General features: G+C 62.7%; 22 protein-coding genes and 1 pseudogene. 12 read left to right on the top strand and 11 right to left on the bottom strand.

Annotated features, from left to right (window positions below):
* Nucleotides 1-185: 185 nt before the first annotated feature.
* A complete protein-coding gene (locus tag WF331_RS14905; protein WP_016499406.1) occupies nt 186-614 on the bottom strand; it encodes a multidrug/biocide efflux PACE transporter in 429 nt (142 codons plus the stop codon).
* 92 nt (nt 615-706) lie between these two features.
* On the opposite strand from WF331_RS14905, the gene WF331_RS14910 reads away from it, so the two are divergent.
* Nucleotides 707-1,561, top strand: a complete 855-nt coding sequence (locus WF331_RS14910) for a LysR family transcriptional regulator (protein ID WP_284360993.1) — start codon at nt 707-709, stop codon at nt 1,559-1,561.
* Between the two features lie 81 nt (nt 1,562-1,642).
* On the opposite strand, the gene WF331_RS14915 is transcribed toward WF331_RS14910, so the two are convergent.
* Together WF331_RS14915 and WF331_RS14920 are read right to left on the bottom strand one after the other, a co-directional pair.
* A complete protein-coding gene (locus tag WF331_RS14915; protein WP_284398606.1) occupies nt 1,643-1,969 on the bottom strand; it encodes a hypothetical protein in 327 nt (108 codons plus the stop codon).
* A 297-nt stretch (nt 1,970-2,266) separates the two neighbouring features.
* Nucleotides 2,267-2,707, bottom strand: a pseudogene (locus WF331_RS14920) (RHS repeat-associated core domain-containing protein); the annotation flags it as partial.
* 290 nt (nt 2,708-2,997) lie between these two features.
* Between WF331_RS14920 and capB the strand changes: the two are divergent.
* The 3 genes from capB (at nt 2,998) to WF331_RS14935 (ending at nt 7,942) form a co-directional block, all read left to right on the top strand.
* Complete coding sequence (capB, locus tag WF331_RS14925; RefSeq protein WP_340623046.1) at nt 2,998-4,764, top strand: caprolactamase subunit beta; 1,767 nt, start codon at nt 2,998-3,000, stop codon at nt 4,762-4,764.
* Nucleotides 4,757-6,838, top strand: a complete 2,082-nt coding sequence (capA, locus tag WF331_RS14930) for a caprolactamase subunit alpha (RefSeq protein WP_340623047.1) — start codon at nt 4,757-4,759, stop codon at nt 6,836-6,838. Before capB ends, capA begins: the two co-directional genes overlap by 8 nt.
* 147 nt (nt 6,839-6,985) lie before the next feature.
* Nucleotides 6,986-7,942, top strand: coding sequence for an AraC-like ligand-binding domain-containing protein (locus tag WF331_RS14935; RefSeq protein ID WP_016499402.1), 957 nt, complete (start codon nt 6,986-6,988; stop codon nt 7,940-7,942).
* Between the two features lie 9 nt (nt 7,943-7,951).
* Here the strand turns inward: WF331_RS14935 and WF331_RS14940 are convergent, their stop codons facing one another.
* Together WF331_RS14940 and WF331_RS14945 are read right to left on the bottom strand one after the other, a co-directional pair.
* Complete coding sequence (locus WF331_RS14940) at nt 7,952-8,845, bottom strand: DUF2950 domain-containing protein (protein WP_049277474.1); 894 nt, start codon at nt 8,843-8,845, stop codon at nt 7,952-7,954.
* Nucleotides 8,842-10,221 carry a DUF3300 domain-containing protein gene (locus WF331_RS14945; protein ID WP_016499400.1) on the bottom strand — a complete coding sequence of 460 codons (1,380 nt, stop codon included), beginning with the start codon at nt 10,219-10,221 and terminating at the stop codon, nt 8,842-8,844. The genes WF331_RS14940 and WF331_RS14945 overlap by 4 nt, the downstream gene beginning before the upstream one ends.
* 205 nt (nt 10,222-10,426) lie before the next feature.
* On the opposite strand from WF331_RS14945, the gene WF331_RS14950 reads away from it, so the two are divergent.
* Nucleotides 10,427-10,678, top strand: a complete 252-nt coding sequence (locus WF331_RS14950; protein WP_016499399.1) for a hypothetical protein — start codon at nt 10,427-10,429, stop codon at nt 10,676-10,678.
* Nucleotides 10,679-10,759: 81 nt separating this feature from the next.
* Nucleotides 10,760-11,479 carry a TorF family putative porin gene (locus WF331_RS14955; RefSeq protein WP_156858817.1) on the top strand — a complete coding sequence of 240 codons (720 nt, stop codon included), beginning with the start codon at nt 10,760-10,762 and terminating at the stop codon, nt 11,477-11,479.
* Here WF331_RS14955 and WF331_RS14960 read toward each other — a convergent pair.
* Together WF331_RS14960 and WF331_RS14965 are read right to left on the bottom strand one after the other, a co-directional pair.
* Entirely contained in the window at nt 11,476-12,348 is an 873-nt protein-coding gene (locus WF331_RS14960) for a DMT family transporter (RefSeq protein ID WP_016499397.1), read from the bottom strand. The genes WF331_RS14955 and WF331_RS14960 overlap by 4 nt on opposite strands.
* A gap of 100 nt (nt 12,349-12,448) precedes the next feature.
* Nucleotides 12,449-12,859 (bottom strand): RidA family protein, encoded by a 411-nt coding sequence (locus WF331_RS14965; protein ID WP_340623048.1) that lies wholly within the window; start codon nt 12,857-12,859, stop codon nt 12,449-12,451.
* A gap of 189 nt (nt 12,860-13,048) precedes the next feature.
* On the opposite strand from WF331_RS14965, the gene WF331_RS14970 reads away from it, so the two are divergent.
* The gene (locus tag WF331_RS14970) at nt 13,049-13,375 is read left to right on the top strand and encodes a hypothetical protein (protein WP_016499395.1); all 327 of its coding nucleotides are present in this window, start codon (nt 13,049-13,051) and stop codon (nt 13,373-13,375) included.
* 44 nt (nt 13,376-13,419) lie between these two features.
* On the opposite strand, the gene WF331_RS14975 is transcribed toward WF331_RS14970, so the two are convergent.
* Both WF331_RS14975 and WF331_RS14980 read right to left on the bottom strand, forming a co-directional pair.
* Nucleotides 13,420-13,632 carry a PLDc N-terminal domain-containing protein gene (locus tag WF331_RS14975; protein ID WP_016499394.1) on the bottom strand — a complete coding sequence of 71 codons (213 nt, stop codon included), beginning with the start codon at nt 13,630-13,632 and terminating at the stop codon, nt 13,420-13,422.
* Between the two features lie 106 nt (nt 13,633-13,738).
* The gene (locus tag WF331_RS14980) at nt 13,739-14,209 is read right to left on the bottom strand and encodes an FAD/FMN-containing dehydrogenase (protein ID WP_340623049.1); all 471 of its coding nucleotides are present in this window, start codon (nt 14,207-14,209) and stop codon (nt 13,739-13,741) included.
* A 159-nt stretch (nt 14,210-14,368) separates the two neighbouring features.
* Here WF331_RS14980 and WF331_RS14985 point away from each other — a divergent pair, with 159 nt between their 5' ends.
* Nucleotides 14,369-15,376, top strand: coding sequence for a GlxA family transcriptional regulator (locus WF331_RS14985; RefSeq protein WP_016499392.1), 1,008 nt, complete (start codon nt 14,369-14,371; stop codon nt 15,374-15,376).
* A 7-nt stretch (nt 15,377-15,383) separates the two neighbouring features.
* Here WF331_RS14985 and WF331_RS14990 read toward each other — a convergent pair whose 3' ends face one another.
* Entirely contained in the window at nt 15,384-16,055 is a 672-nt protein-coding gene (locus WF331_RS14990) for a TetR/AcrR family transcriptional regulator (protein WP_016499391.1), read from the bottom strand.
* 170 nt (nt 16,056-16,225) lie between these two features.
* On the opposite strand from WF331_RS14990, the gene WF331_RS14995 reads away from it, so the two are divergent.
* Nucleotides 16,226-17,110 carry a DMT family transporter gene (locus WF331_RS14995; protein WP_284360965.1) on the top strand — a complete coding sequence of 295 codons (885 nt, stop codon included), beginning with the start codon at nt 16,226-16,228 and terminating at the stop codon, nt 17,108-17,110.
* Here the strand turns inward: WF331_RS14995 and WF331_RS15000 are convergent.
* Nucleotides 17,107-17,988: a hypothetical protein gene (locus WF331_RS15000; protein ID WP_016499389.1), complete on the bottom strand. Its 882-nt coding sequence runs from the start codon at nt 17,986-17,988 to the stop codon at nt 17,107-17,109. The two genes, WF331_RS14995 and WF331_RS15000, sit on opposite strands and share 4 nt — an antisense overlap.
* A gap of 196 nt (nt 17,989-18,184) precedes the next feature.
* On the opposite strand from WF331_RS15000, the gene WF331_RS15005 reads away from it, so the two are divergent.
* The 3 genes from WF331_RS15005 to WF331_RS15015 all read left to right on the top strand — a co-directional run bounded on the left by WF331_RS15005 (nt 18,185) and on the right by WF331_RS15015 (nt 21,516).
* Nucleotides 18,185-19,165, top strand: coding sequence for an aliphatic sulfonate ABC transporter substrate-binding protein (locus WF331_RS15005; protein WP_016499388.1), 981 nt, complete (start codon nt 18,185-18,187; stop codon nt 19,163-19,165).
* A 16-nt stretch (nt 19,166-19,181) separates the two neighbouring features.
* On the top strand, nt 19,182-20,573 hold the full coding sequence (locus WF331_RS15010) for an LLM class flavin-dependent oxidoreductase (RefSeq protein ID WP_016499387.1): 1,392 nt from the start codon (nt 19,182-19,184) through the stop codon (nt 20,571-20,573).
* A gap of 106 nt (nt 20,574-20,679) precedes the next feature.
* On the top strand, nt 20,680-21,516 hold the full coding sequence (locus tag WF331_RS15015) for a bifunctional allantoicase/(S)-ureidoglycine aminohydrolase (protein ID WP_016499386.1): 837 nt from the start codon (nt 20,680-20,682) through the stop codon (nt 21,514-21,516).
* Nucleotides 21,517-22,195 lie beyond the last annotated feature (679 nt).

A 22,195-nucleotide genomic window follows, 5' to 3' on the forward strand; every position in this document is an offset into this window, starting at 1 on the left:
GCTGTATGAAAATGGGGCATGCCAGCGATGGCATGCCCCGTTTTTTTGACAGAGTTGATGACCCTGTGGGAGCGGGCGTGCCCGCGAACACCGGCGCAGCAGGTGCCATCCACCGTGTCGCCTGCTTCGCGGGCTTGCCCGCTCCCACAGGGAACGCGTGAGCATTCGCAATTGGGGCCGGCTACTCATGCCACGCGACGCTGCATCAGCAGATGCCGGGCTTTGTCGAACGCCCAGTTGTACAGCACGGTGTAGGGCAGGATGATCACGAAGAAACCCAGCTCCACCATGAACGCCTGCAGCAGCGAAATATCCAGCATCCACGCCGCCACCGGCAGGCACCACACCACCAGCCCGGCCTCGAAGCCCAGGCCGTGCACAAAGCGTGCACTGGCCTTCCAGTGGATGCGTTCAGTCTGCACCCAGCGATCGACCAGCGCGTTGTAGACCATGTTCCACAACATGGCGATCACCGATAGGGTTATTGCCAACGCACCCGCCGTCGCCAGCGATTTGCCCATCACCCAGGACAACAGTGGTGCGCATAGCAGCACCGCGAATATTTCATAGCCTACGGCGTGTACCAGGCGTTCGGTGAAAGAGACCGTTTTCATTGCAAAATCCATCCATTGCGTGAGTCGTGCTTCCTATTTTCTTTGATAGAACTGATACTCGCGACATAGCTACCATCGGTTTTATCAATACCATGCGCTACTCACCCGAAGCTCTGGTCGCCTTTGTCGAAGCCGCATCGCTGGGTTCATTTTCTGCGGCGGCACGCAAATTGCGCAAAAGCCAGTCCACGATCAGCATCGCCATCGCCAATTTCGAGGCCGATATCGGCTGCCCGCTGTTTGATCGCGGTGGCCGCCACCCCACGCTGAACGAAGCGGGCCGACAGGTGCTAAGCCATGTCGAAGCGATCCTGGACGCCAGCGCCCAGCTCGATGCCCTGGCAGTCAGGCTGGCGCAAAACGTCGAGGCGCTGGTCTCGGTGGTGATGTCGGACAGCTACAGCGTCACCTTCCAGGGCGCCGTGATGGCCCGCTTCGCCCAGCAGTACCCGCACACCGAATTGCGCTGCGGCCCGGCGGAAGACGCTGATGTGATCGATATGATCCAGCAGGGCCTGGCCCACGTCGGCATTCTGGCCACACAGCCCAGCTACCCCGCCGACGTTGCCGTGGCGCGCTTGCCCGAGCAGGCGGAGTTCGGTGTGTATGTGGCCAGCGAGCATCCGTTGGCGGGGCTGAAAACGGTGCAAACGCAACACCTTGAAAACGCGCGGCAGCTGTACATCAAGACCTACGCCCCCAGCCTGCACCGCGGCCGCGGCCAAGCTTGGTCGGCACCGGATTACCTCACCCTGCTGGAATTTGCCGTGCGCGGGTTTGGCTGGGCCGAACTGCCCAGGGCGCTGGTGGCGCGGTTTGGCAACGAGCTGGTGGAGTTGCAGATAGCGGGTTACCCGCGCCGGGTGGATATGGATGTGGCGTGGTCAAGCCGGCGGGCGCTTGGGCCGGCGGGGCAATGGCTGGTGCGGCAGATGCTGGGGGAGTAGGCTTCGTGCAGCCGCTTTGCCGAAGGTATAATTCCTCCCCAACAAACAAGATAGTTTAATTTTGACGGCCAGCCTTCATCTTCATTTTCGATTTTCAAGGACTTTCATTAAACCACGCCGGACATTTTGGGCCTCCTTGCGACTGAAGAACCATGGGCTATTCATAAGAGTGCTATGCAAATTTCCGCCGTTAGCCAAAACATCTATTGCAATGGCGCGCACTTCTCTAGATGTATCAACATCAAAACCCGAGATGCGCCTAATTGCTTCATAGTTATATTTTTCGAGTATGGCAACATCACCGGCATCCATAGGCAGACGTCGGTATCCACTCGGATCTCCCAGTACGCCTACTGCTGGCACCGCTGATTGCGCGCCCCGTGAAACAGCAGAACTTGCACCAGCCACCTGCAGACCTTGAGCAGAGTTTGATGCCTGGCCGCTTTGTACGGGGGAGCCAGGGGTAGTCCAACCCGGTTGGCTATTCAGTGCCTCCTGCACTATTCTTTCTTCGCTCGCTGACGACAGTCTTCTCCGCTTTCCACCAGCGGCACTCCAGCCAGGTTGGCTATTCAGTACCTCAAGCACTATGCTTTCTTCGCTCGCTGACGACAGCCTTCTCCGATTCCCACCAGCGGCACTCCAGCCAGGCGACATTCTCCCCGTGGGGCTGGGCGACCTCAATATGGGGCCATGCCCACTGGGATCAGCGTAATTGATCGGATCACCCGTACAGTAGGCGTAACAGTTCAAACCACCCACAGTAAAGGGACTTAGGCTGTCTGGACTCTGAAAGCGCATCAAGACAGAATTATAGGCACGGTAGCCACTACCGAGTAAATACAGGTGACTCACCAGCAAGTGCCCATTAAATGCAGGACGCTGCGGAGGAATCTCACCGTGGCTGTGTAAGCCATACACATTGTAGGTAACCGACTCTGTCTGTGCCTGAGTGTTCACTCGTACCACTGAGGCCCCTGTGTCCGCAGCCAGTAACGCTGACTGGGTTGTTTCTTTCGTTAGCCTGGTTTCTGCCAGAGCACATGATTGAGCTCTCAGGTACACCACGGCAATACTGTCGGACAACGCGACATGAACCCTTTCGTGCTGCATGAAAAAGCGCATTGTGTTCATCGAGTTGGTCATGTTCTGGCTCCGGTCTGTTCAGTTCGAAGGTTTACGCACTGAAGCAGATTGAGCAACTGCTAAAAATGACAGGTCACTGCCGTGTCGAAACGGCTCAAGATCAATTTTCCTGCACGATAGCCGGGGCTGCTTTACGCCCAGGTTTGCAGCTCAACCCCAAGAGTGCGCCCAGACACAACAACCAGTACACCCAGCGACAAGCCTTCCCCCCGCCCTGCCCCGTAGCCTGTCACCACGCGCCGCCCCGCCGCGGCACGCACCTAAAGCACAAGAACAAACGTTGGTGACCTATGCAGACAGTAGATCCGATCACCCTTGCGGTTGTCCGGGGTGCGCTGGAGACAGCGCAACGCGAAATGACCCTGACCCTGGAAAAGACCGGGCGCTCCAGTGTGTTCAACCTGGCCCACGATTACTCCAACTCGCTATTCGACCACCTGCCGGAAATGATCCTGCAAGGCCAGGACATCCCCATCCACCTGGGCTCGCTGATCCCGGCCATGAAATGCGTGGCCGGCTTCTTCGGCGACGACATCGCCGAAGGCGACGTGATCTACCACAACGACCCCGCCTACAAGGGCAGCCATATTCTCGACTGCTGCATGTACAAGCCGGTGTACTACCAGGGCGAACTGGTGTTCTGGACCGTGTGCAAAGGCCACCTGACCGACATCGGCGGCCCTGTACCCGCCGGTTACAACCCCGACGCCAAGGAAATCTACGCCGAAGGGCTGCGCATTCCACCGGTCAAGCTGTGGGAAAAGGGCAAGCGCCGCGAAGACGTGATCAATTTCATGCTCACCAACATGCGCGCCCGCCCCTATCAGGAAGGCGACCTTAATGCCCAGTACGGCGCCTGCAAGGTCGGCGAGCGGCACTTGCTGGAGCTGCTGGACAAGTACGGCGTGGCCCAAGTGCGTGCCTGCATTGCCGAGCTGAAGAACATGGCCGACCGGCACATGCGTGCGCTGTTGCGCGATGTGCCGGACGGTGACTACAGCGGCACCGCCGTTCTTGAAGATGCCGGCCACGGCCTTGGCGAACTGGCCATCACCGCCCATGTGCAGATACGAGGTGACCAGGCCCACGTGCGTATCGACAGCCCGCCGCAAGTGCCGTACTTCATCAACTCCTACGAGGGCAACTCGGTATCGGGCGTGTACCTGGGGCTGATGATGTTCGCCCAGGTCGCACCGCCCTACAACGAAGGCCTGTACCGCTGCGTCACGGTCGATGTCGGGCCCAGGGGTACACTGTGCAACGCCGAAGAACAGGCGCCCCATGTCAACTGCACCACCACGCCGATGGAAACACTGGCCGATGCCGTGCGCACCGCGCTGGAGCAAGCCTCACCACAGCGGGTAACGGCCTCCTGGGGGCACACCAGCGGCATCAACATCGCCGGCCACGACCCGCGCAACGGCAACAGCGAGTACGTGACGATGGTGCTGGCCTCGATCATTTCCGGTGCCGGTGCCAACCAGGTGATGGATGGCTGGCACGCCTGCGGCCCGCTGTGCTGCTTCGGCGCGCTGATGAGCGGCGACATCGAACTGCTCGAGCACGCCTATCCGGTGCTGATCCACCGTTACAGCCTGATGGCCGACAGTGGTGGCGCCGGTGAATTGCGCGGTGGTTCGGGCACCCGCCTGGAGATCGAACCGCTTGACCACGCCATGACTGTGGTCGGCTTCGGCGAGGGCCGCCAGCTGCCCACCGCCGGTGCCGCCGGGGCTCGCAATGCCCTGCTCGAACCCAAGCTGGGCCGGCTGATCCACCGCCACGTCGACGGTAGCGAAGACCACTATACGCAAAACCCGATGCTCACCCTGCAACCCGGTGAACGCATCATCAACATCAACCCGGGCGGCGGTGGCTACGGCGACCCGCTGCGCCGCCCGGTCACCGCCGTACTGGAGGATGTGCGCAACGGCCTGGTCTCGCCACAAGGGGCAGCCCTGGAGTATGGCGTGGTCCTCGATGACGATGGCCGCCTCGACGAAACCGCAACCCGCCTTGCCCGCGCCCCGCACTGCCCGGAGAACCATCATGCGTAATCAATATCGCCTGGGCATCGATGCCGGCGGCACCTTCACCGATTTCATCCTGGCCGACCGCGACGGCGGCGTGCAGCTGTTCAAGGCCCCGTCCACGCCGCAGGATGGCACCTTGGCCATTCGCGCCGGCCTGGCGCAGATCGCCGACGCCACCGGGCGCAGCCCGGCCGAGCTGATCGCCAACTGCGACCTGTGCATCAACGGCACCACGGTAGCCCTCAACGCGCTGATCGAGCGCACCGGGGTCAAAGTGGGCCTGCTGTGCACCGAGGGGCACGAGGACAGCCTGGAAATCCGCCTGGGTCACAAGGAGGAAGGCCACCGCTACGACGCTCATTATCCGCCGGCACACATGCTTGCCCCGCGCCATCTGCGCCGCCCGGTAGGTGGCCGCATCCTCGGAGATGGACGTGAGCACAGCCCGCTGGACGAGCGCGCCATTCATGACGCCATCGACTACTTCCGTGCCGAAGGCGTGCAGGCCGTGGCCATTTCCTTCCTGTGGTCGGTGCGCAACCCCAGCCACGAGCAGCGGGCCGCCGAGCTGGTACGGGCCGCCCTGCCCGGGGTGTTCGTCTGCACCGGCTGCGAGGTGTTCCCACAGATTCGCGAGTACACCCGCACCTCCACCACCGTGGTCAACGCCTACCTCAGCCCCGTGATGGCGCGCTATGTGGCGCGCATCGACAGCCTGTTCCAGGAGCTTGGCGCGCAGCAGCCAGTGCGCTATTTCCAGTCCAACGGTGGCCTGGCGCCCGGGCACCTGATGCGCGAGCGCGCCGTCAATGCGATCAACTCCGGCCCCGCCTCGGCGCCACAGGCGGGCCTGGCGGTGGCGAGACCATTCGGTATCGATAACGTCATCACCGTGGACATGGGCGGCACCTCGTTCGACATCACCCTGACCAACGCCGGCCGTACCAACTTCAGCAAGGACGTCGACTTCCTGCGCCAGCGCATCGGCGTGCCGATGATCCAGGTGGAAACCCTGGGTGCTGGCGGCGGGTCTATCGCCCACCTGGACGAGTTCGGCATGCTTCAAGTCGGCCCACGCAGCGCCGGTGCCATGCCTGGCCCGGTGTGCTATGGCAAAGGCGGTAGCGAACCCACGGTAACCGACGCCAACCTGGCCCTGGGCTACCTGCCCGACGGCGCACTACTGGGCGGCAGCATCCGCCTGAACCGCCAGGTCGCAGTGGACGCTATCCGCAGCAAGATCGCCGAACCGTTAGGTATCAGCGTGGAACGCGCAGCATTTGGCATCACCACCCTGGTCAACCTGAACATGGTCAACGGCATTCGCCGCGTGTCCATCGAACGCGGCCACGACCCGCGCGACTTCGCCCTGATCGGCGCTGGTGGCGCAGCGGGCATGCACGTGGTGCGCCTGGCCGAGGAAATCGGCATGCAGACCGTGTTGATCCCCAAGGTGGCCTCAGGCCTGTGCGCGTTCGGCCAGATCCTGTCCGACGTGCGCTACGACCAGCTCACCAGCCTGTCGATGCGGCTGGACGCCGGGCACGTGAACCTGGCGCAGCTCAACCAGGCCCTTGCCGAGCTGCGCCAACAAGGCCTGGCAAACTTGCGCGAAGACGGTTTTGGCGACCAGGCCAGCAGCTGCCACTACACCCTGGAAATGCGCTATCTGGGGCAGATCCATGAATGCAGCGTGGAGCTGCAGCATGTACTGGATGACGCGGGCCTGGCCGCACTGATCAGCCGCTTCCACAGCCGTCACCAGACCCTGTACTCGTACAGCGAGCCCGACAGCCCGGTGGAGCTGGTGAACCTGGAGTGTTCGGTAATTGGTCACCTGCCGCGTCCGCCACAGCCCGAGTTGCAGGGCCCGGCCCAACCACCCGCGCCTGCCCCGGAAGGTGTCCGCCCGATGCTGTTCAGTGCCGAGGGCGAATGGCAGCCCACGCCGGTGTTCAACGGCAACCGCCTGCTGCCGGGGCAGACCGTGCATGGCCCGTGCGTCATCGAAGAAGACACCACCAACATCGTCCTGCCCCCCGGCTGGCAGGCGCGCCTGGAGCCTTCGGCCACCTACCGGGTGACACGCGGGGCTTGATCAAACGGTCGGCGTGCGCCGATCATGGGCCTGAAGCCGCCCGGCAGCCTTGCGCTGCCGGGCGGTTTGCACAATAACAAGAGCTGCTTGAGTAGCTTGCCTGCAGTTCCTTTTTTCAATGCTGCCCTCTTTGAAAAAGGACCCACCATGCCCACAGAAATCTCGACCCACGGCTGGGCACAGCCGGAACGCCAGGCGCGCTGGGTCGAAGCCATCAGTGAAACCTATTTCCCGTTGAGCCTGGAGTTTGCCAGCGAGCAGCCATTCGATGGCCACCTGCAGCGCTGGAGCACGCCCAGCACGCCACTCAGCCTTTCCCGCCTGCGCTCCAGCCCGCTGGGCTACTCGCGCAGCAAGGCGCACGTTGGCCAGGACCATGAGGCGTTCTATCTGGTGACCGTGCCGCGCAGCAGCGAAGTGCACTTCGAACAGGAAGGCCACCCGCTCAGTTGCAGCCCAGGCGGGTTCATCGTCGAGCGCGGCGATGCGCCTTACCGCTTCCATTACGGCACGCAGAACGACCTGTGGGTGCTCAAGCTGCCCGAGCGGGCACTCAAGGCCAACCTGCTCGGGCACAAGCGCTATACCCGGCATTGCTTCGATGCCAGCCAGGGCCTGGGGCGCATCTTTGTAGAGCAACTGGACCTGTGTGCCCGCCATTTCGACGCCAGCCCGGCCGCTGCCCGGCATTTACTGCTGGAACAGGCTTCGGCCACGCTGCTGCTGGCCCTGCAGCAAGATGAGCGAGTACTGGGCAGTGAAGGCAACAACCTCAGCACCCTGCACCTGACACGGGTCGAGCAGTATGTGCAGCAACATCTGGGCGACCCCGAACTGTCGCCACAAACCATCGCCAGTGCCTGCGGGCTGTCTTTGCGCTACCTGCACAAGCTGTTCGCGATCACGCCCTACACCCTTGGCGAGTGGGTGCGCCAACAGCGGCTGGAAGCCGTGCACCGCCAACTGTGCGACCCGCATTGCCACCTGGCCATCGGCGAGTTGGCATTCCGTTGGGGTTTTACCGACCAGGCGCAATTCACTCGGGCGTTTCGCCAGCACTACGGGTGCACGGCGCGAGAAGTCAGGGCTGCGCGATTGCAGTGATTTGGGGGCTCAATCCCCCGCTGCCACCTCCACCACCTTCCAGCTGTCATCCGGGTCGAAGCGCTTCATCTCCTTGGCCAGCCTGTCGCCGTGCGGCCCGAGGTCTTTTTCGAACACCTGGCCGTCGTGGCTGATCATGAAGCTCATCACCCCGGTGTCGTCGTACCTGGCCGGCCAGGCGACCATGGCGAAGCCACGGCTCATCTGGTTGCCGATCAGGTAGCTGTAGGCGCCACCGGGGGCGGACGGGCCTTGTGCGTCGAGGATGCGGAAGTGGTAGCCATACCAGTCATCACCCACCACATCCTGGCCAAACAGCGGCCCCAGCGGGCTGACCTGGCCATCGCCGTCGTCATCCCAATACAGCCCGTCATGCTTGCCGGGTTCGCTGAAAATCTTCTGCGCGTACTCCAGCGCACCGTTGCCGTTGCGATCCTGGCTGGCATAGTCCATCTGCGCGTCGTGGTAAGCCAACAACGCCTGCATGGCACCCAGTTCGTTGCGGCCGATGCGCCGGGCGCGGATTTCGGTGCTACCGGCCTTGAGGTCGAAGCGCCAGCCCTGGCTGCTTCTGGTCAACGGTATGGGCAACGTCCAGTGATCACTGCCCACCGCCAGGATGGCCTTGCCCTCGCCTGCCATGTCGATACTGTGCTGCGCGCGATACTGCTCCAGAAAGGTGTCCACGTCGCTGCGCTGCACACCACCACGCGGTATGTAGGTGCGCCAGTCATCACCCAGCAACTGGGCCAGGCGGGCTTCATCGGCCTTTTCCGTGCCCAGCGCCGTAATGAAGGACTCCACGGCTTTCTCCGGCGTCGGGAATGCCTCCTGTGCAGCCGCCAGGGAAGCCCATGCCAAGCCTGTCGCAAGCAGCATTGCTGCAAATACTGGACGTTTCATCGACGGCCTCCTCCGCCACGACGCACTGGCGCACTGGGCCGGGAGATCTGGTGGCCGGCAGCCCGGGATGCATTGGGCCGCTGGGCAAACGACTGGCTGGTACGACCGCGGTTGGCCTGCAGATTGGTGCGTGACGGCGAACGCACGCCATCAAAGGCATTGTTACGCGCCCGGCCGGCGCTGTTGGCCGGCCGGTTCTGTGCCACCTGCCGGGCTTGGCTATTGCGTGTTTCCTGGCGACGGTCGGTTGCTCTGGCAGTGTCGCCACGGGATTGCATGCGGTTGCCCACCGAATTACCCGCCTGCGCCTCGCGCATTTGCTGGCGTGCCTGGCGGTTGTCGGTGGCCGGCCGTTCCATCCCCGCGCGGTCCATCGAGGCCCGGGCCTTGTTCCGCGCCTGCGCCCGCTGCGCGTCGTCACCACGGAAAGCAGTGCGTTGGGTGGCGCCGTCCAGTTGGCGGCCATACTGCTGGCGGCTGCGGGCATCGCGGTAAGGCACGCCTTCACGGTTGACGGCATTGTGCTGCCATTTATTCTGATTGTTAGTGATGCGGTTGTTGGCGTTGATGTTGTTGTAACGGTTGACGTCGATGTCGATGTCGTTGTGGCCCCAGTCGCAGTCACCCCACAACGAGGCGACAACCGCCACGCCGGTACCAAAGGCCAGGCCCGCCACCAGCGCTGAACCGGGGTAGTACATGGGCGGCGGCGGGTAGTACACGGGCGGTGAAGCCGGGTAAGCCCAGGTACCATAGGTGGTGGTCGGGTTGTAGCTGGGCACGTACACCACTTGCGGGTCGGCCGGCTGGATGATGATGGTGGAGGGCGGGCTGCTGGCAGCCTGTGTCGCCGGTGCGGCTTGCACGGTCACGTTCTGGTACTGGTTGCTTTGCAGGTTGCCGGCCGCCTGTGCCTGGTGACGCAAGCGCTGCACCGCGCCCATGACATCGTCGGGCTGCGCCAGGAACGCATCACCCAGTCGCTGCACCCACACCGGGTCCTGGCCCAGGGTCGCCAGCAACTGCGGGAAGGCCACCAGCGCTTGCACGCTGGGGTCCCACGGCTGCTTCGCTACCTGTTTGACTGCAGCATCGCCCGACGCCTTGGGGTTGGCCTTGGACCAGGCCACCGCTTCGCTCACCTGCCCCGGGTAGGTGGCCGCCATCAATACCTGGGCCAGCAGCGGATCGGGGTATAACGCAACCGGCGCGAGCATCTGGTCCAGCTGCTCTTGCGTGAATACCGGGGTCTTGGCCGCGACCGTGTCGGCTTGCGGGGCTGGGTCGGGGGCTGGAACGTCTTGCGCCAGCACCAGGCCGGGCGCCGCGTTCAGGCACATCAGCGCCGACAGCAAAGCAAACAATGGCATGCGCATCGCTTATCCCCAACAGGTCAGATTGCGTGGGTTAAGGGTAGCAATGGCGATGCGTTTGGCCAGATGCGGGGGCGCAAAACTTTAGCACTGATGCTTGCGTCAATAGTGACTATCGAACAAGGCAATTTCTACTGAGCGGCCCGGCTTAATAACCTAGCTCCATCGATTCGAACCTGGCGAATCCCCTGCATTCCGGAGCTGCTCGATGAACACCAAGGCCCGCCTCCTCCTCACTGCCCTGGCCGCTGCCAGCATTGCTGTACTGGCCGGTTGCGCCAGCCACCCTGAACTGCGTGCGTACAGCGCCGAAGAAACCCGCCAATTGCAACTGGAAGCGTTGCAGCGCCGCGGCCTGTCCCTGGACGACTACGAGCAGCAACGCCGGGTGATACAACGTGCCGGCAACCTGCCCGTGGTGACCGAAGCCGCCGACGCAGCCCCTTCGACCAAAGGCTGAGCGGGCCAGGCAAAGGTTCCCTCCTTTCACCTGCGCAGGTATCCTCTACCGCTCAACCGCAAGCCTTCCAGGACGGAGACCATGACCAGGCCCTTTCTGTTGCTGAGTGCTGCACTGCTGTTCAGCCCAGTGTTGATGGCCCAGCAGATAAAACGCGAACTGGGCGACTTCGACTTCACACTCGGCACCACACCCTCGCGCAGCATGGCCCAAGGCCTTATCTCACCCAGTGCCGTCGGCGCATTCCACGGTGGTCTCGACTTCAGCCACCCCAGTGGCTGGTACCTGGGCCAGTACGCCCCGAGCATGGGCGTCACCCCCAACTCGACCCTGCGACTGGACAGCTACCTGGGCTACAAGCACCAATTCGACAGCAGCCTGGGCTATGAAGTGGGGTTGATCCATTACAGCCAGCCGACTATCGCAGGCCCCGACAGCTATGCCCTGTACGGTGGCATCTCGCTGTTGGGCAATCGCTTCGGTGGCGCGCTGCGCGACAACCCGGATAACCGCACCGGCACCCTGTTCGCCGACTTCGGTCAACTGCCCCTGTTCGATGTCGACCTCACCGTCAAGCTGGCCCATCATCGCCTGGGCACGCCGTTCACCATTGGCGACGGCAGCCAGGTAAATGCCTTTTCCGACTGGTCGCTGGAGCTGTCGCGGCCCTGGCTGGGCATCGACCTTGACCTGATCTACAGCAACTCCAATCTCAGTGGCGGCGGTTGCGATGCCTATTCGGGCATCAACACCTATTGCGACAGTGTGGTCACGCTCAAGGCGCAGCGCAGTTTCTTCTAACGCCGTGGTGCCAGCGCCAGGGCTATACCGCCCAGCACCACCACACACGCGATCAGCAAGCGCAACGACAGCGGTTCGCCAATCAGGACAACACCGCCCAGTGCGGCAATCACAGGCACACTAAGCTGCATGGTCGCTGCTTGCTGCGCACTCACCTGCCTGACCACGCCGTACCACACGGCGTAGCCCGCACCTGAGGCCAGCACGCCGGAGCCCAAGGCATACAACAAACCCGGCGGCGTGAGGTGCGGGCCGGCGCCCAGCAACAGCACCGGTAGCAGCAGCGCCAGGCAAGGCAGACTGCGGGCAAAATTGCCTGCAGTATCGGCCAGCGGCCTGGGCGAGCCCCTGCCCAGCAACGTGTATACGCCCCAGGCCATACCAGACAGGGCCATCAGCAAGGCACTGGACAAGGGTGGCGCCGCTGCACCGGGCAACAACAGCACCAACAGGCCGGCAAAAGCAATCAACATGCCCAGCAGCATACGTGCGGTGATGCGCTCACCTTTGAACCAGGCAAAGCCGAACATGGTGATCTGCACTGCGCCGAACAGCAGCAATGCCCCCGCACCTGCACCCAGCTGCAGGTATGCCGCAGAAAAAAGGAAGGCGTAGAGGAACAGGGCCAAGCCACCGCGCCAGCTGCCGCCAATGCCCAGCGCAGGTTTACGCAGGCGGATCAACAGCAGCAGAAACAACGCCCCACTGGCCAGGCGCACCACGGTAAACAAAGCCGGGTCGATGGCCCCGTCCTTCAGCGCCAGCCGGCAGAACACCGAGTTGGCGGCGAAGGCCATGAGGCTGAAGAGCGCCGGCCAGAACCAGGCCTTGGCCTTGCGGTCGGTCAGTGTGGTGGTGCCGGTGCTCATGGTGTGGTCACCTCTGAGGGAACATTGTTGTTATAGCGGCCATGCGTGTACCGATATACAACAAAGTGTTTCCAAGGCGCCACCACCGCATCACTCAGCGCTAAAGCGCTGCCACCGCTTCGATTTCCACCAGCATGCCATCCAGCGCCAGCCGGGGTACCGGGATCAGCGTGCAGGCCGGTTTCATGTGCGGGCCCCAGGCCCTGTCGGCCTCAGCCACCCATTGGCGCAGGCGGGGTTCGGAGTGCTCGACAATCAGCAGTGTCACCTTGAACACCTGGGCCAGGCTGGCGCCTTTGGACGCAAGGGCCAGTTCAAGGTTGGCCAGCGCCTGGCGGGCCTGTTCGGCGAACAGTGGGGGCAACTGGCCGCTGCTGTCTTCCCCGCCCTGGCCGGCGATGAACAGCAAACGGCTGTCCGCGCGCACTTCGGCGACATGGGAATAGGCATTGCCACTGGGGTCGTACAGGCCTTCAGGGTTGCTCAACTGGAATGCGGTTGATTGGGTCACGACAAGCCCTCACTCGGTTGGAAGAGTGGCGCAGTATCGGACCTTAAGTTAACTCGAGGTCAAGCGCGGGGTAGGACATTTCGCACAGTCCATTGCCATGCATGAACCACGCGTATGTTTGCGCCACAGCCGTCAGGCAGTAGATTGCAAGACCCGGCATGGAGGCCTGTACGTCACAAGGAAAAGCGCATGAGCAAATATGATTTTCAGCTGGCCTATACCCTCAAGCCGCACAACCCTGCCCACGATGAAGCCGATGCTGCGCAGGCACGCCTGCACCTGCGCGAGAAGCTCGGCCTGGACACCGTCGAGCAAATCGAAACCACCCTGCTCGGTATGATCACGCTTAAAAGCACCACCCTCGCAGACCGCAAGCGCGAAGCTGAAAAACTGCTGCACGATTACATCCACGAAGCGCTCAAACAGCTGCAGGTATTGTCGACCGTGAAATTCTACGGCTGCCTGATGGTTGATGGGCTGGGCCCAGCCATTCGCTTCCAGATCCTGCCCAAGTGAACATCGACGGCATCAGGCGCCCCCACGCCTGATGCCGGAAGCCCTCATTTCTCCTGCAGGACCGCCCTGCCCTTCACCGCCCGCGGCCCGCGCCAGGCCCAGAACAACAGCCCCGGGAATGGTGCGTAGACGACAAACACAATCCACAGCATCTTGCGCTCGGCGCGCCGGTCACTGCCGATGATGTGCCAGATGGCCCAGATTTCCAGCAGGATGACCAAGGCTGCGATGATGATCCAGATCGTTCCTATTTCCATGAGCGCTCTCCCGTTTGGCATGTAATGCATTGGGTTACCGACAGCGTTGAGGGTTCAGATTGATTTGGCTACCAGTATGGCACTGCGAACAGTTGTAGGAGCGGCCTCAATGCTGCGGCGCGTTCTCCAGCGCCGCCTTCAACGCCGCGGCATCGGCAAAAGAATGCTGGCCCACCAGTACACCCTCCCGCAGTTGCAACCACTGCACCTGGCCATCCTGCCCGGAATAACGGCTGGCCACGCGCCCTTCCCGGTCGAGCAGCACCCGGTAGTTGTAACCGCGCATGGCCGGAATGGCGAATAGCTTGCTGATCAGCGCCGGCATGCGCTGGATGTCGGCAACGAACACCGCATCACGCGCTTCCAGGTAGCCCCGGGGCTGCTCGCCCAGCGCCGCTTTGACCAGCTTGGCACCGTCCATGTCGCGGGCTACCAGCAGGATGTGCGTGCGGGTATCGAGGCTGTAGGCCTGATCGTGCTGGTCGAGCAGCGTCCACGGGGCCAGCTTCTCACCCGGTTCCAGGGCATTGGCCAGCAGCGGCAGCAGGCTGAACAAAAGGGCAATGGCGTACTTCATCAAGGGCGTCCTCAGTGACAGGGGGCAACATGGCGGCAATAGGCCAAGCCAGACAGGTTGCCTGAACACGACCTGAAATACGACACACCCACCCGGAACATTGTCTTTCCCCCGGCCACCCGCCACACTCTGCGAGCCAGCCAGGAAGCGGAGTCCAGAGTGCCCACGCCACGTCAGTTCAGCAAGAAGACCAGCACCAGCAACATGCTGCGGCTGAAATCCACCAGCGCCAATGCCCAGACCCCCTATCGGGTTGATTTCGTCCTGCTCGAACATTTCTCGATGGCCAGCTTCACCGTGGCCATGGACGTGCTGGTCACGGCCAACCTGCTGCGCGCCGACAGTTTCCAGTTCACCCCGCTGTCGATGGATGGCGACCGGGTGACCAGCGACCTGGGTTTGGAACTGGTGGCCACCGAGCTGTCCGCCGGGGCGCTGAAAGAACTGGACCTGCTGGTGATCTGCGGCGGCTTGCGCACCCCACTGAAGTACCCTGAACTCGACCGCCTGCTGGACGACTGCGCCGCCCACGGCATGGCCTTGGGCGGCCTGTGGAACGGTGCCTGGTTCCTTGGCCGCGCCGGGGTGCTGGACGACTATGGCTGCAGTATCCACCCCGAGCAGCGCGCCAGCCTGTCCGAGCGCAGCCCGCAAACCCGCATCACCCCGGCCAGCTTCACCCTCGACCGCGACCGCCTCAGCGCCGCCAGCCCCAATGGTGCCATGGAGCTGATGCTGGGCCTGGTACGCCGGCTGTATGGCGACGGGCTGGCCGAAGGCGTGGAGGAAATCCTGTCGTTCTCCGGGGCCCGCTACCGCCAGGTTGGCCCAGGGGCGAAGAAGTCCATGAGCCTGCACCTGCGCACCATCGTCGAGCTGATGGAGAACAACCTGGAGGAAACCCTGAGCCTCGACCAGCTGGCCGCCTACAGCGGGCGCTCGCGCCGGCAGATCGACCGCCTGTTCCAGGCTCAGCTGGGCACCTCGCCACGGCGCTATTACATGGAGCTGCGCATCACCAAAAGCCGCCGGCTGCTGCAGTATTCGGACTTGTCAGTGATGGAAGTGGCAGTGGCCTGCGGGTTTGTTTCGGTGTCGCACTTCAGCAAGTGCTATGCGGCGTACTTCGGCTACCCGCCGTCACGCGAGCAACGGCTGGGCGAGTAAGCGGGGTTCAGGCGCAGATATAGCGCAATACGGCGTCACAGATCATGGCTTTGTGGCGCAGTTTGACCTGGTCATCAGACAGGTCGATCTGGAAGATCTCGCCAAAGGTGTGGCGGTTCGACACCCGGTAGAAGCAGAACGAGCTCATCAGCATGTGCAGGTCGATCACCTCGATGCCGGCGCGGAACACGCCTTCCTGCACGCCACGGCGCAGAGTGTTGCCCAGGGCTTCGAGCACCAGGCTGCTCATTTCGCGGATCGCCGGCGACTGCTTGACGTACTCGCCATAATGGATGTTTTCGGTACAGATGATCCGCACGAAATCGACGTTGCGGTCATGGTGATCGAAGGTGAACTCGACCAGCCGGCGGATCGCCTGCTCAGCCGGTAACGACTCCAGGTCCAGGCTTTGCTCGGTCTTGCGGATATCGCCGTACAACTTCACCAGGCATTCGCAGTACAGCTGCTCCTTGCTGCCGAAGTAGTAGTAGATCATGCGCTTGGAGGTAGCGGTGCGCTCGGCGATCGCGTCGACGCGCGCGCCGGCCAGCCCTTGCTGGACGAACTCGTTGATGGCTGCCTGGAGGATGTCCTCGCGTGTTTTCTCGGGGTTGTTCTTGCGCGTTTTGCGCCCCCCTTCAGTTTCAGGCTGGCCAAGGCTGACTACGGAATCACTCATACCCACTCACAGGCTATTTATTGGAATACGGGGGATTATCCGCGAGCGCAGCCATGCAGGGAAGCACGCTGTTGGTCGGGTAGCCATAATGCATTGCGGGTGGCCGGCCTTGCTATCGCGCCGTGCAACCCGCTAGCCTGCCTGCCCCTGCCCTGGATGGACCCTGCCTCATGCAACCGCGCGACCTCGCCGCCTATATGTTCCTGGCCATCGCCTGGGGCTTTTCGTTCCTGGTGTTGCTCAAGGTGGTGCATGCCTTTGGCTGGGTGGGCGCGGTCAGCCTGCGGGCACTGATTGCCAGCGGCACCCTGGCGGCCCTCGCAGCCCTGCTGGGCCGCCCGCTGCGCCTGCGCCCGCTGCTGTTGCCCTTGCTGGTGGTAGGCGCGACCACGGTGGCCGGGCAACTGATCGGCATGTCGTACGCCACCCCACGCATCGGTACGGCGATGGCGGCGATTTTTGTCGCCACCATTCCGCTGTTCTCGATGCTGATCGGGCGGGTCTGGGGGCTGGAGAAAATAACCCCGCAAGGCCTGGCCGGGCTGCTGCTGGGCATTGCCGGCATCGCCATGTTGGTCGGTTTTCCGGCCCGCGCGGTCGATGAGGACTTCATCCACGGCTGCATCGCCTCGCTGCTTGGCGCCATCAGCGCCGCCTACGGCAGCAACTACGCCAGCCTGCACCTGCGCGGCCAGGACCCGTGGACGGTCACCTGCGGCGCGTTCCTGGCTGGCGGGCTGCTGACCCTGCCGCTATTGCTGGTGGTACCGGTGCCCAGCATGCCACAAGCAGGCGACTGGCTTTACCTGTTGATTAGCGGCGCAGTGATGAGCGCCACCACCTACGTGTTGTACTTCGGCCTGGTGGCACGGATCGGCGCCACCCGCGCCATTAGCGTGGAATTCGTGGTCACGCTGGTAGCGGTACTGGTGGGCGCCTTGTTTCTCAATGAAGCGCTCAGCCTGTTACAGGCGGCGGGTGGCCTGGTGATTCTGCTCGGCTGCATGCTGGTGCTGGGCCTGCTGCCAGCGCGCAAGCGGCGCCTGCCCAGCTAACGCTGGGCGGTGTCGTGCGCGGGTGGCGGGGTCAGGTGCAGCACGCGGTTACGCCCGCCTTCGGCCAACAGGTAGCCGCCCTTGCCGTCCGCCACGATCGACTGCGGCGCCTTCAGGAAGGTCAGCATGGCGTGCTGGACGCCGTCAGCGTCGATGAGCAACAAGCGTGCGCGGTGGGTGTTGTCTTCGCTGACCCACAGGCCACGCTGGTCACAGAACAGGAAGGTGGGGTTGCGCAGCCCATCGACCACCACCGGGTCCTTGCCATCGTCAGACAGGGCGCGAACCTTGCCATTGGCTTTTTCGGTGTACAGCAAGCGCCCATCGTTGCAGCGGGTGAGGCCTTCGGTTTCGGTCAGGCCGGAACGCAGCACATCAAGCTGGCCGCTGGCCCAGTCATAACGCATAAGGCGGCCATTGCCCTTGCGGTCTTCGATGGCATACAGGTGGTTGCCGTCATTCCACAGGCCCTGCACGCTTTCACCGTCAAACAGGTGGGTAACCTGGCCATCGCGGGCCAGGCTCACAGGCGCCTGACCGCCTTCCTGGCTGAACACCCATCCGCCTTGTGCCGCGACCATGCCATCGGGCTTGGAAAGATTGTCGACCACCACGACACGGTCACCGGTCGCGGTGATCTTGAGGATGCTGCCGCGGCCATCATCCAGCTCGCGGCTGACCAGCAGGCTGCCATCCGCTTGCGGCAAAAGCGATGCGGCCTTGGCAACATCACGATGCAGCACTTCGACATCCCAGCCGGAGGCGGCCTGGACCGGGTAGAAGCTCTGCCATGCAAAGAAACCCAAAGTGGCGGTGAGCACGCCGGTAGTGGCGGTAAGGGCGATGCGGGTGCTGCGCTTGCGCAGGAATTGCGGCATGTAGGGCTCCTTGGGAATGCCGGCGATGCTAGCAAGCGAATGTGAAAAAAATGTCGAAGAATGCAAAGCGTTACAAAACAAAAGGATATAAAAATAACAAAACAATCTAACGAAACGGAATATAAAAATTGAAAGCCAAACGCCATCTCCTTAGTCTGGGCGCATCGCTTCCCACCCGGTTTCAAGGAGCAAACCCATGCCAATCCGTGCCTTCTCCCCGCTTCGTCGCCTGCTGATCGGCGGCCTGCTGGCCAGTGTCGCCAGTGCCCTGCTGCCCTGGTCCGAAGCCTTGGCCAACGACGCCAAGACCCTGCGCATCGGTTACCAGAAGTTCAACAGCATCAACATCCTCAAAGGCAGCGGCGCGCTGGAAAAGGCCCTGGCCCCGCAAGGCGTGAAGGTCAGCTGGCACGAATTTGCCGCCGGCCCGCAGTTGCTCGAAGCCCTGAGCACCGGCGCCATCGACCTCGGCCACGCCGCCGACGCACCTTCGGTGTTCGCCCAGGCGGCCGGCAAACCGGTGGTGTACCTGGCCGCCGAGCAGCCTTATCCACGCGGCATCGGCCTGGTGGTACGCGAGCAGGACCATGTGGCCGGCGTGCAGGACCTGAAAGGCAAACGCGTCGCCACCGGTCGCGGCTGGAATGCCCAGTACCTGCTGGCCGTCGCACTGGAACAGGCCGGCCTGAGTTACCAGGACATCACCCCCGCCTACGTGAACAATGCCGCCGATGCCGTGGCCGCCTTGCAGTCGGGTAGCGTGCAGGCCGTGACCCTGTGGGACCCGTTCCTCGCCGCAGCAGAAAGCCAGCCAGGCCTGAAAAACCTGCGTGACGGCAGCGGCCTGTCCAACAACCGCACCTTCTACCTGTCCACCGCCAGCTATGCCGACCAGCACCGTGCGCTGCTGAAAACCTTCTTTACCGAACTGGGCAAAGTCAGCCAGTGGGCCAACGCCAAGCCTGCAGAGGTCGCCGCACTGCTGGCCCCGCAGCTGGGCATCAACGCCAACGTGCTTGAAGTGGCAAGCGAACGCCGTAACTACAACGCCGTGGCCATCACCCCGCAGATCGTCGCCGAACAACAGAAACTGGCTGACACCTTCCAGGGCCTGGGCCTGATTCCCCACAAGTTGCAGGTGGCCGACGCGGTCTACCCGGCTTCCGTGTTGCCTTGAGCGGAGCGCACCTGACATGCTCCGCCCGATCCGCTTCAACGCGTTCAGCATGAACGCCGCCAGCCATCAGTCCCCCGGCCTGTGGCGCCACCCACGCAATACCAGTGTGGCCTTCAACCGCCTGAGCTACTGGACCGACCTGGCCCGCCTGCTGGAACGCGGCCTGTTTGACGCTCTGTTCATTGCCGATGTGCTGGGCATCTACGACGTCTACCAGGGCGGCCCTGAAGCCGCCCTGCGCGGTGGCGTGCAGGTACCGGTCAACGACCCGCTGCTGCTGGTGCCAGCCATGGCCGGCGTCACTCAGCACCTAGGGTTTGGCGTCACCTTTTCGCTCACCTACGAACACCCCTACCCCTTCGCCCGGCGCATGTCCACACTCGACCACCTGAGCAATGGCCGGGTCGGCTGGAACATCGTCACCGGCTACCTCGACAGCGCCGCCCGCAACCTTGGCCTGGCGCGTCAGCTGGGCCACGACCAGCGCTACGACCTGGCCGAGGAATACCTGCAGGTGCTGTACAAGCTGTGGGAGAAGAGCTGGGACGACGACGCGGTGCTGCTGGAGCGCGACAGCGGGCGCTACATCGAGCCAACCCGGGTGCACCCTATCAACCATGTGGGCGAGCACTTCCAGGTACCCGGCATGCACCTGTGCCAGCCGTCACCGCAGCGCACGCCGGTGCTTTTCCAGGCCGGCGCCTCAGCACGCGGCCAGCAGTTTGCCGCGCGCCACGCCGAATGCGTGTTCATCAGCGGCCCGACCCCCACCGTGTTGCGCCGCTACGCCGACGGCATTCGCCAGGCCAGCGAGGCCGCCGGGCGGGGTCGTGATGAGGTGCTGATCTATGCCCAGGCGTTGTTGATCGTCGCCCCTACAAAGGAAGAGGCCGAGGCCCGCTTCGCCGAATACCGTCGCTATGTCGACCTGGATGCCGCCCTGGCGCTGCTGTCGGGCTGGACCGGCATCGATTTTGCCGGCCTAGACCCCGATGCGCCGATCGAATACGTCGAAAACGACGCCGGCCGCGCCGCCCTGGCCGCGTTTACCGCCGCCGACCCGAACCGCCGCTGGACCGTACGCGAGGCCGCCGAGTTCGTTGGCCTGGGTGGTCGCGGCCCGGTACTGGTAGGCGCCGCCAGCGAGGTCGCCGACCAGCTGGAAAGCTGGCTGGACCAGACCGGCATCGACGGTTTCAACCTGACCTACGCCGTGCAGCCGGACGACCTGGCCAACGTGGTCGAGTTGCTGGTGCCCGAGCTGCAACGCCGCGGCCGCTACCCGTCGGACTACGCCGAAGGCACCCTGCGCCACAAACTGTTCGGCCAAGGCGATCGGCTGCCGGAACAGCACGCCGGACGCCAGGTCGACATTCAGCGATCAAATACCGGGTATTCCAACATTTAATTTGTGGATGGCGCGCGCTCGACCCTATTCTGTTGCCACATCCCCTGCGCCGCACCGGCCGGTGCGGTTCACGGCACGGGGAGAGAACAACAAGTCGAGATTGTCCATGTCGAACCATTCGTACTTCGCCCCCCACGGTGGGCACCCAGCTCAAACCGAGCTGCTGACTGACCGTGCCATGTTCACCGAAGCCTATGCCGTCATCCCAAAGGGCGTGATGCGTGACATCGTCACCAGCCACCTGCCGTTCTGGGACAAGATGCGCATGTGGGTCATCGCCCGCCCGCTGACCGGTTTTGCCGAAACCTTCTCCCAGTACATCGTCGAGCTGGCCCCGGAAGGCGGCAGCGAGCGTCCTGAGCTGGACCCTAACGCCGAAGCCGTGGTGTTCATTGTCGAAGGCGAGCTGGACATCACCGTTGAAGGCAAACACCACACCCTGGTACCAGGCGGCTACGCCTTCCTGGCCCCGGGCGCCGAGTGGAGCCTGCGCAACAACAGCAAGTCCAACGTCACCTTCCACTGGCTGCGCAAGCACTACCAGAAAGTTGAAGGCCTGGACGTACCGGAGTCGTTCGTCACCCACCGCGACAACGCCACCGTCATCGAGATGCCGGGCACCGAAGGCCGCTGGAAAACCACCCGTTTCGTCGACATGGCCGACATGCGCCACGACATGCACGTGAACATCGTCACCTTCCAGCCGGGCGGCGTGATCCCGTTCGCTGAAACCCACGTGATGGAACACGGCCTGTACGTACTGGAAGGCAAGGCGGTGTACCGCCTGAACCAGGACTGGGTCGAAGTGGAAGCCGGCGACTTCATGTGGCTGCGCGCCTTCTGCCCGCAAGCCTGCTACGCCGGCGGCCCAGGCAACTTCAGCTACCTGCTGTACAAAGACGTGAACCGTCACGTGCACCTGACGCTGAACCCTAAGCGTTAACACATCGGGGGCTTCGGGCCCCACCCTCGAAAGGCCGGCATATACAGTGCGCTGTGGATGTCGGCCTTTTTACATATGCAGCAACTTCAAGACATCTATTCCTGCCTTTCACGCTTACTGCAAGCACTCACACCTCCATCCCCCGCACTGATCCCTCACCTTCCCCTCCAATAAAATTGTTTAAATACACAGTCACCCTGCAAGAACGTTCCTACAGAAACTTCTGATTTTCAAGCCCACCCGAAAATCTTGCTCCTGGTGCGTTTATGCTCACATTTCATCTTACTGCTCAGCCTTGCGAACAGAGCGCCTATTCACAGCCCAAAAAGTCCGGAAACACGTACTAAATACTGCATCGCACCAACACTGCAAATATAACTTTCCACTTAAACCAAAAACCATTTCAGAGATTCGCCCTACACAGCTTGAGGCAAGTGCTTAGCGAACAATCACGAACTTCGCACTACGGCCCTCAGTGAACTTATGCCGTACGCCCTATACAAGGGACTCTGCAAACTTGCCCAAAAGATTTAACAGCGGGAGAACATATGATTAGCTCAAGTGATGTGTGCTTTATCTTCAGCATCCTCCCAGGGTGGGGGCTGAAATCGTGAGCGCACAAGCCAAGCAAGAAATCGAAGCGCGCGAAGTCGCCCTCGTCCCGTTGAACAATCTGGTC

This window comes from Pseudomonas sp. YNh (assembly GCF_037993085.1).
In the GTDB taxonomy this organism is placed as follows: Bacteria; Pseudomonadota; Gammaproteobacteria; order Pseudomonadales; family Pseudomonadaceae; genus Aquipseudomonas; species Aquipseudomonas putida.

Excerpts from the sequence above, each read along its gene's own strand:
- WF331_RS14905 (WP_016499406.1), bottom strand. The coding sequence starts at position 614 with ATGAAAACGGTCTCTTTCACCGAACGCCTGGTACACGCCGTAGGCTAT.
- WF331_RS14910 (WP_284360993.1), top strand. The coding sequence starts at position 707 with ATGCGCTACTCACCCGAAGCTCTGGTCGCCTTTGTCGAAGCCGCATCG.
- capB (WP_340623046.1), top strand. The coding sequence starts at position 2,998 with ATGCAGACAGTAGATCCGATCACCCTTGCGGTTGTCCGGGGTGCGCTG.
- capA (WP_340623047.1), top strand. The coding sequence starts at position 4,757 with ATGCGTAATCAATATCGCCTGGGCATCGATGCCGGCGGCACCTTCACC.
- WF331_RS14935 (WP_016499402.1), top strand. The coding sequence starts at position 6,986 with ATGCCCACAGAAATCTCGACCCACGGCTGGGCACAGCCGGAACGCCAG.
- WF331_RS14940 (WP_049277474.1), bottom strand. The coding sequence starts at position 8,845 with ATGAAACGTCCAGTATTTGCAGCAATGCTGCTTGCGACAGGCTTGGCA.
- WF331_RS14945 (WP_016499400.1), bottom strand. The coding sequence starts at position 10,221 with ATGCGCATGCCATTGTTTGCTTTGCTGTCGGCGCTGATGTGCCTGAAC.
- WF331_RS14950 (WP_016499399.1), top strand. The coding sequence starts at position 10,427 with ATGAACACCAAGGCCCGCCTCCTCCTCACTGCCCTGGCCGCTGCCAGC.
- WF331_RS14955 (WP_156858817.1), top strand. The coding sequence starts at position 10,760 with ATGACCAGGCCCTTTCTGTTGCTGAGTGCTGCACTGCTGTTCAGCCCA.
- WF331_RS14960 (WP_016499397.1), bottom strand. The coding sequence starts at position 12,348 with ATGAGCACCGGCACCACCACACTGACCGACCGCAAGGCCAAGGCCTGG.
- WF331_RS14970 (WP_016499395.1), top strand. The coding sequence starts at position 13,049 with ATGAGCAAATATGATTTTCAGCTGGCCTATACCCTCAAGCCGCACAAC.
- WF331_RS14975 (WP_016499394.1), bottom strand. The coding sequence starts at position 13,632 with ATGGAAATAGGAACGATCTGGATCATCATCGCAGCCTTGGTCATCCTG.
- WF331_RS14980 (WP_340623049.1), bottom strand. The coding sequence starts at position 14,209 with ATGAAGTACGCCATTGCCCTTTTGTTCAGCCTGCTGCCGCTGCTGGCC.
- WF331_RS14990 (WP_016499391.1), bottom strand. The coding sequence starts at position 16,055 with ATGAGTGATTCCGTAGTCAGCCTTGGCCAGCCTGAAACTGAAGGGGGG.
- WF331_RS14995 (WP_284360965.1), top strand. The coding sequence starts at position 16,226 with ATGCAACCGCGCGACCTCGCCGCCTATATGTTCCTGGCCATCGCCTGG.
- WF331_RS15000 (WP_016499389.1), bottom strand. The coding sequence starts at position 17,988 with ATGCCGCAATTCCTGCGCAAGCGCAGCACCCGCATCGCCCTTACCGCC.
- WF331_RS15005 (WP_016499388.1), top strand. The coding sequence starts at position 18,185 with ATGCCAATCCGTGCCTTCTCCCCGCTTCGTCGCCTGCTGATCGGCGGC.
- WF331_RS15010 (WP_016499387.1), top strand. The coding sequence starts at position 19,182 with ATGCTCCGCCCGATCCGCTTCAACGCGTTCAGCATGAACGCCGCCAGC.
- WF331_RS15015 (WP_016499386.1), top strand. The coding sequence starts at position 20,680 with ATGTCGAACCATTCGTACTTCGCCCCCCACGGTGGGCACCCAGCTCAA.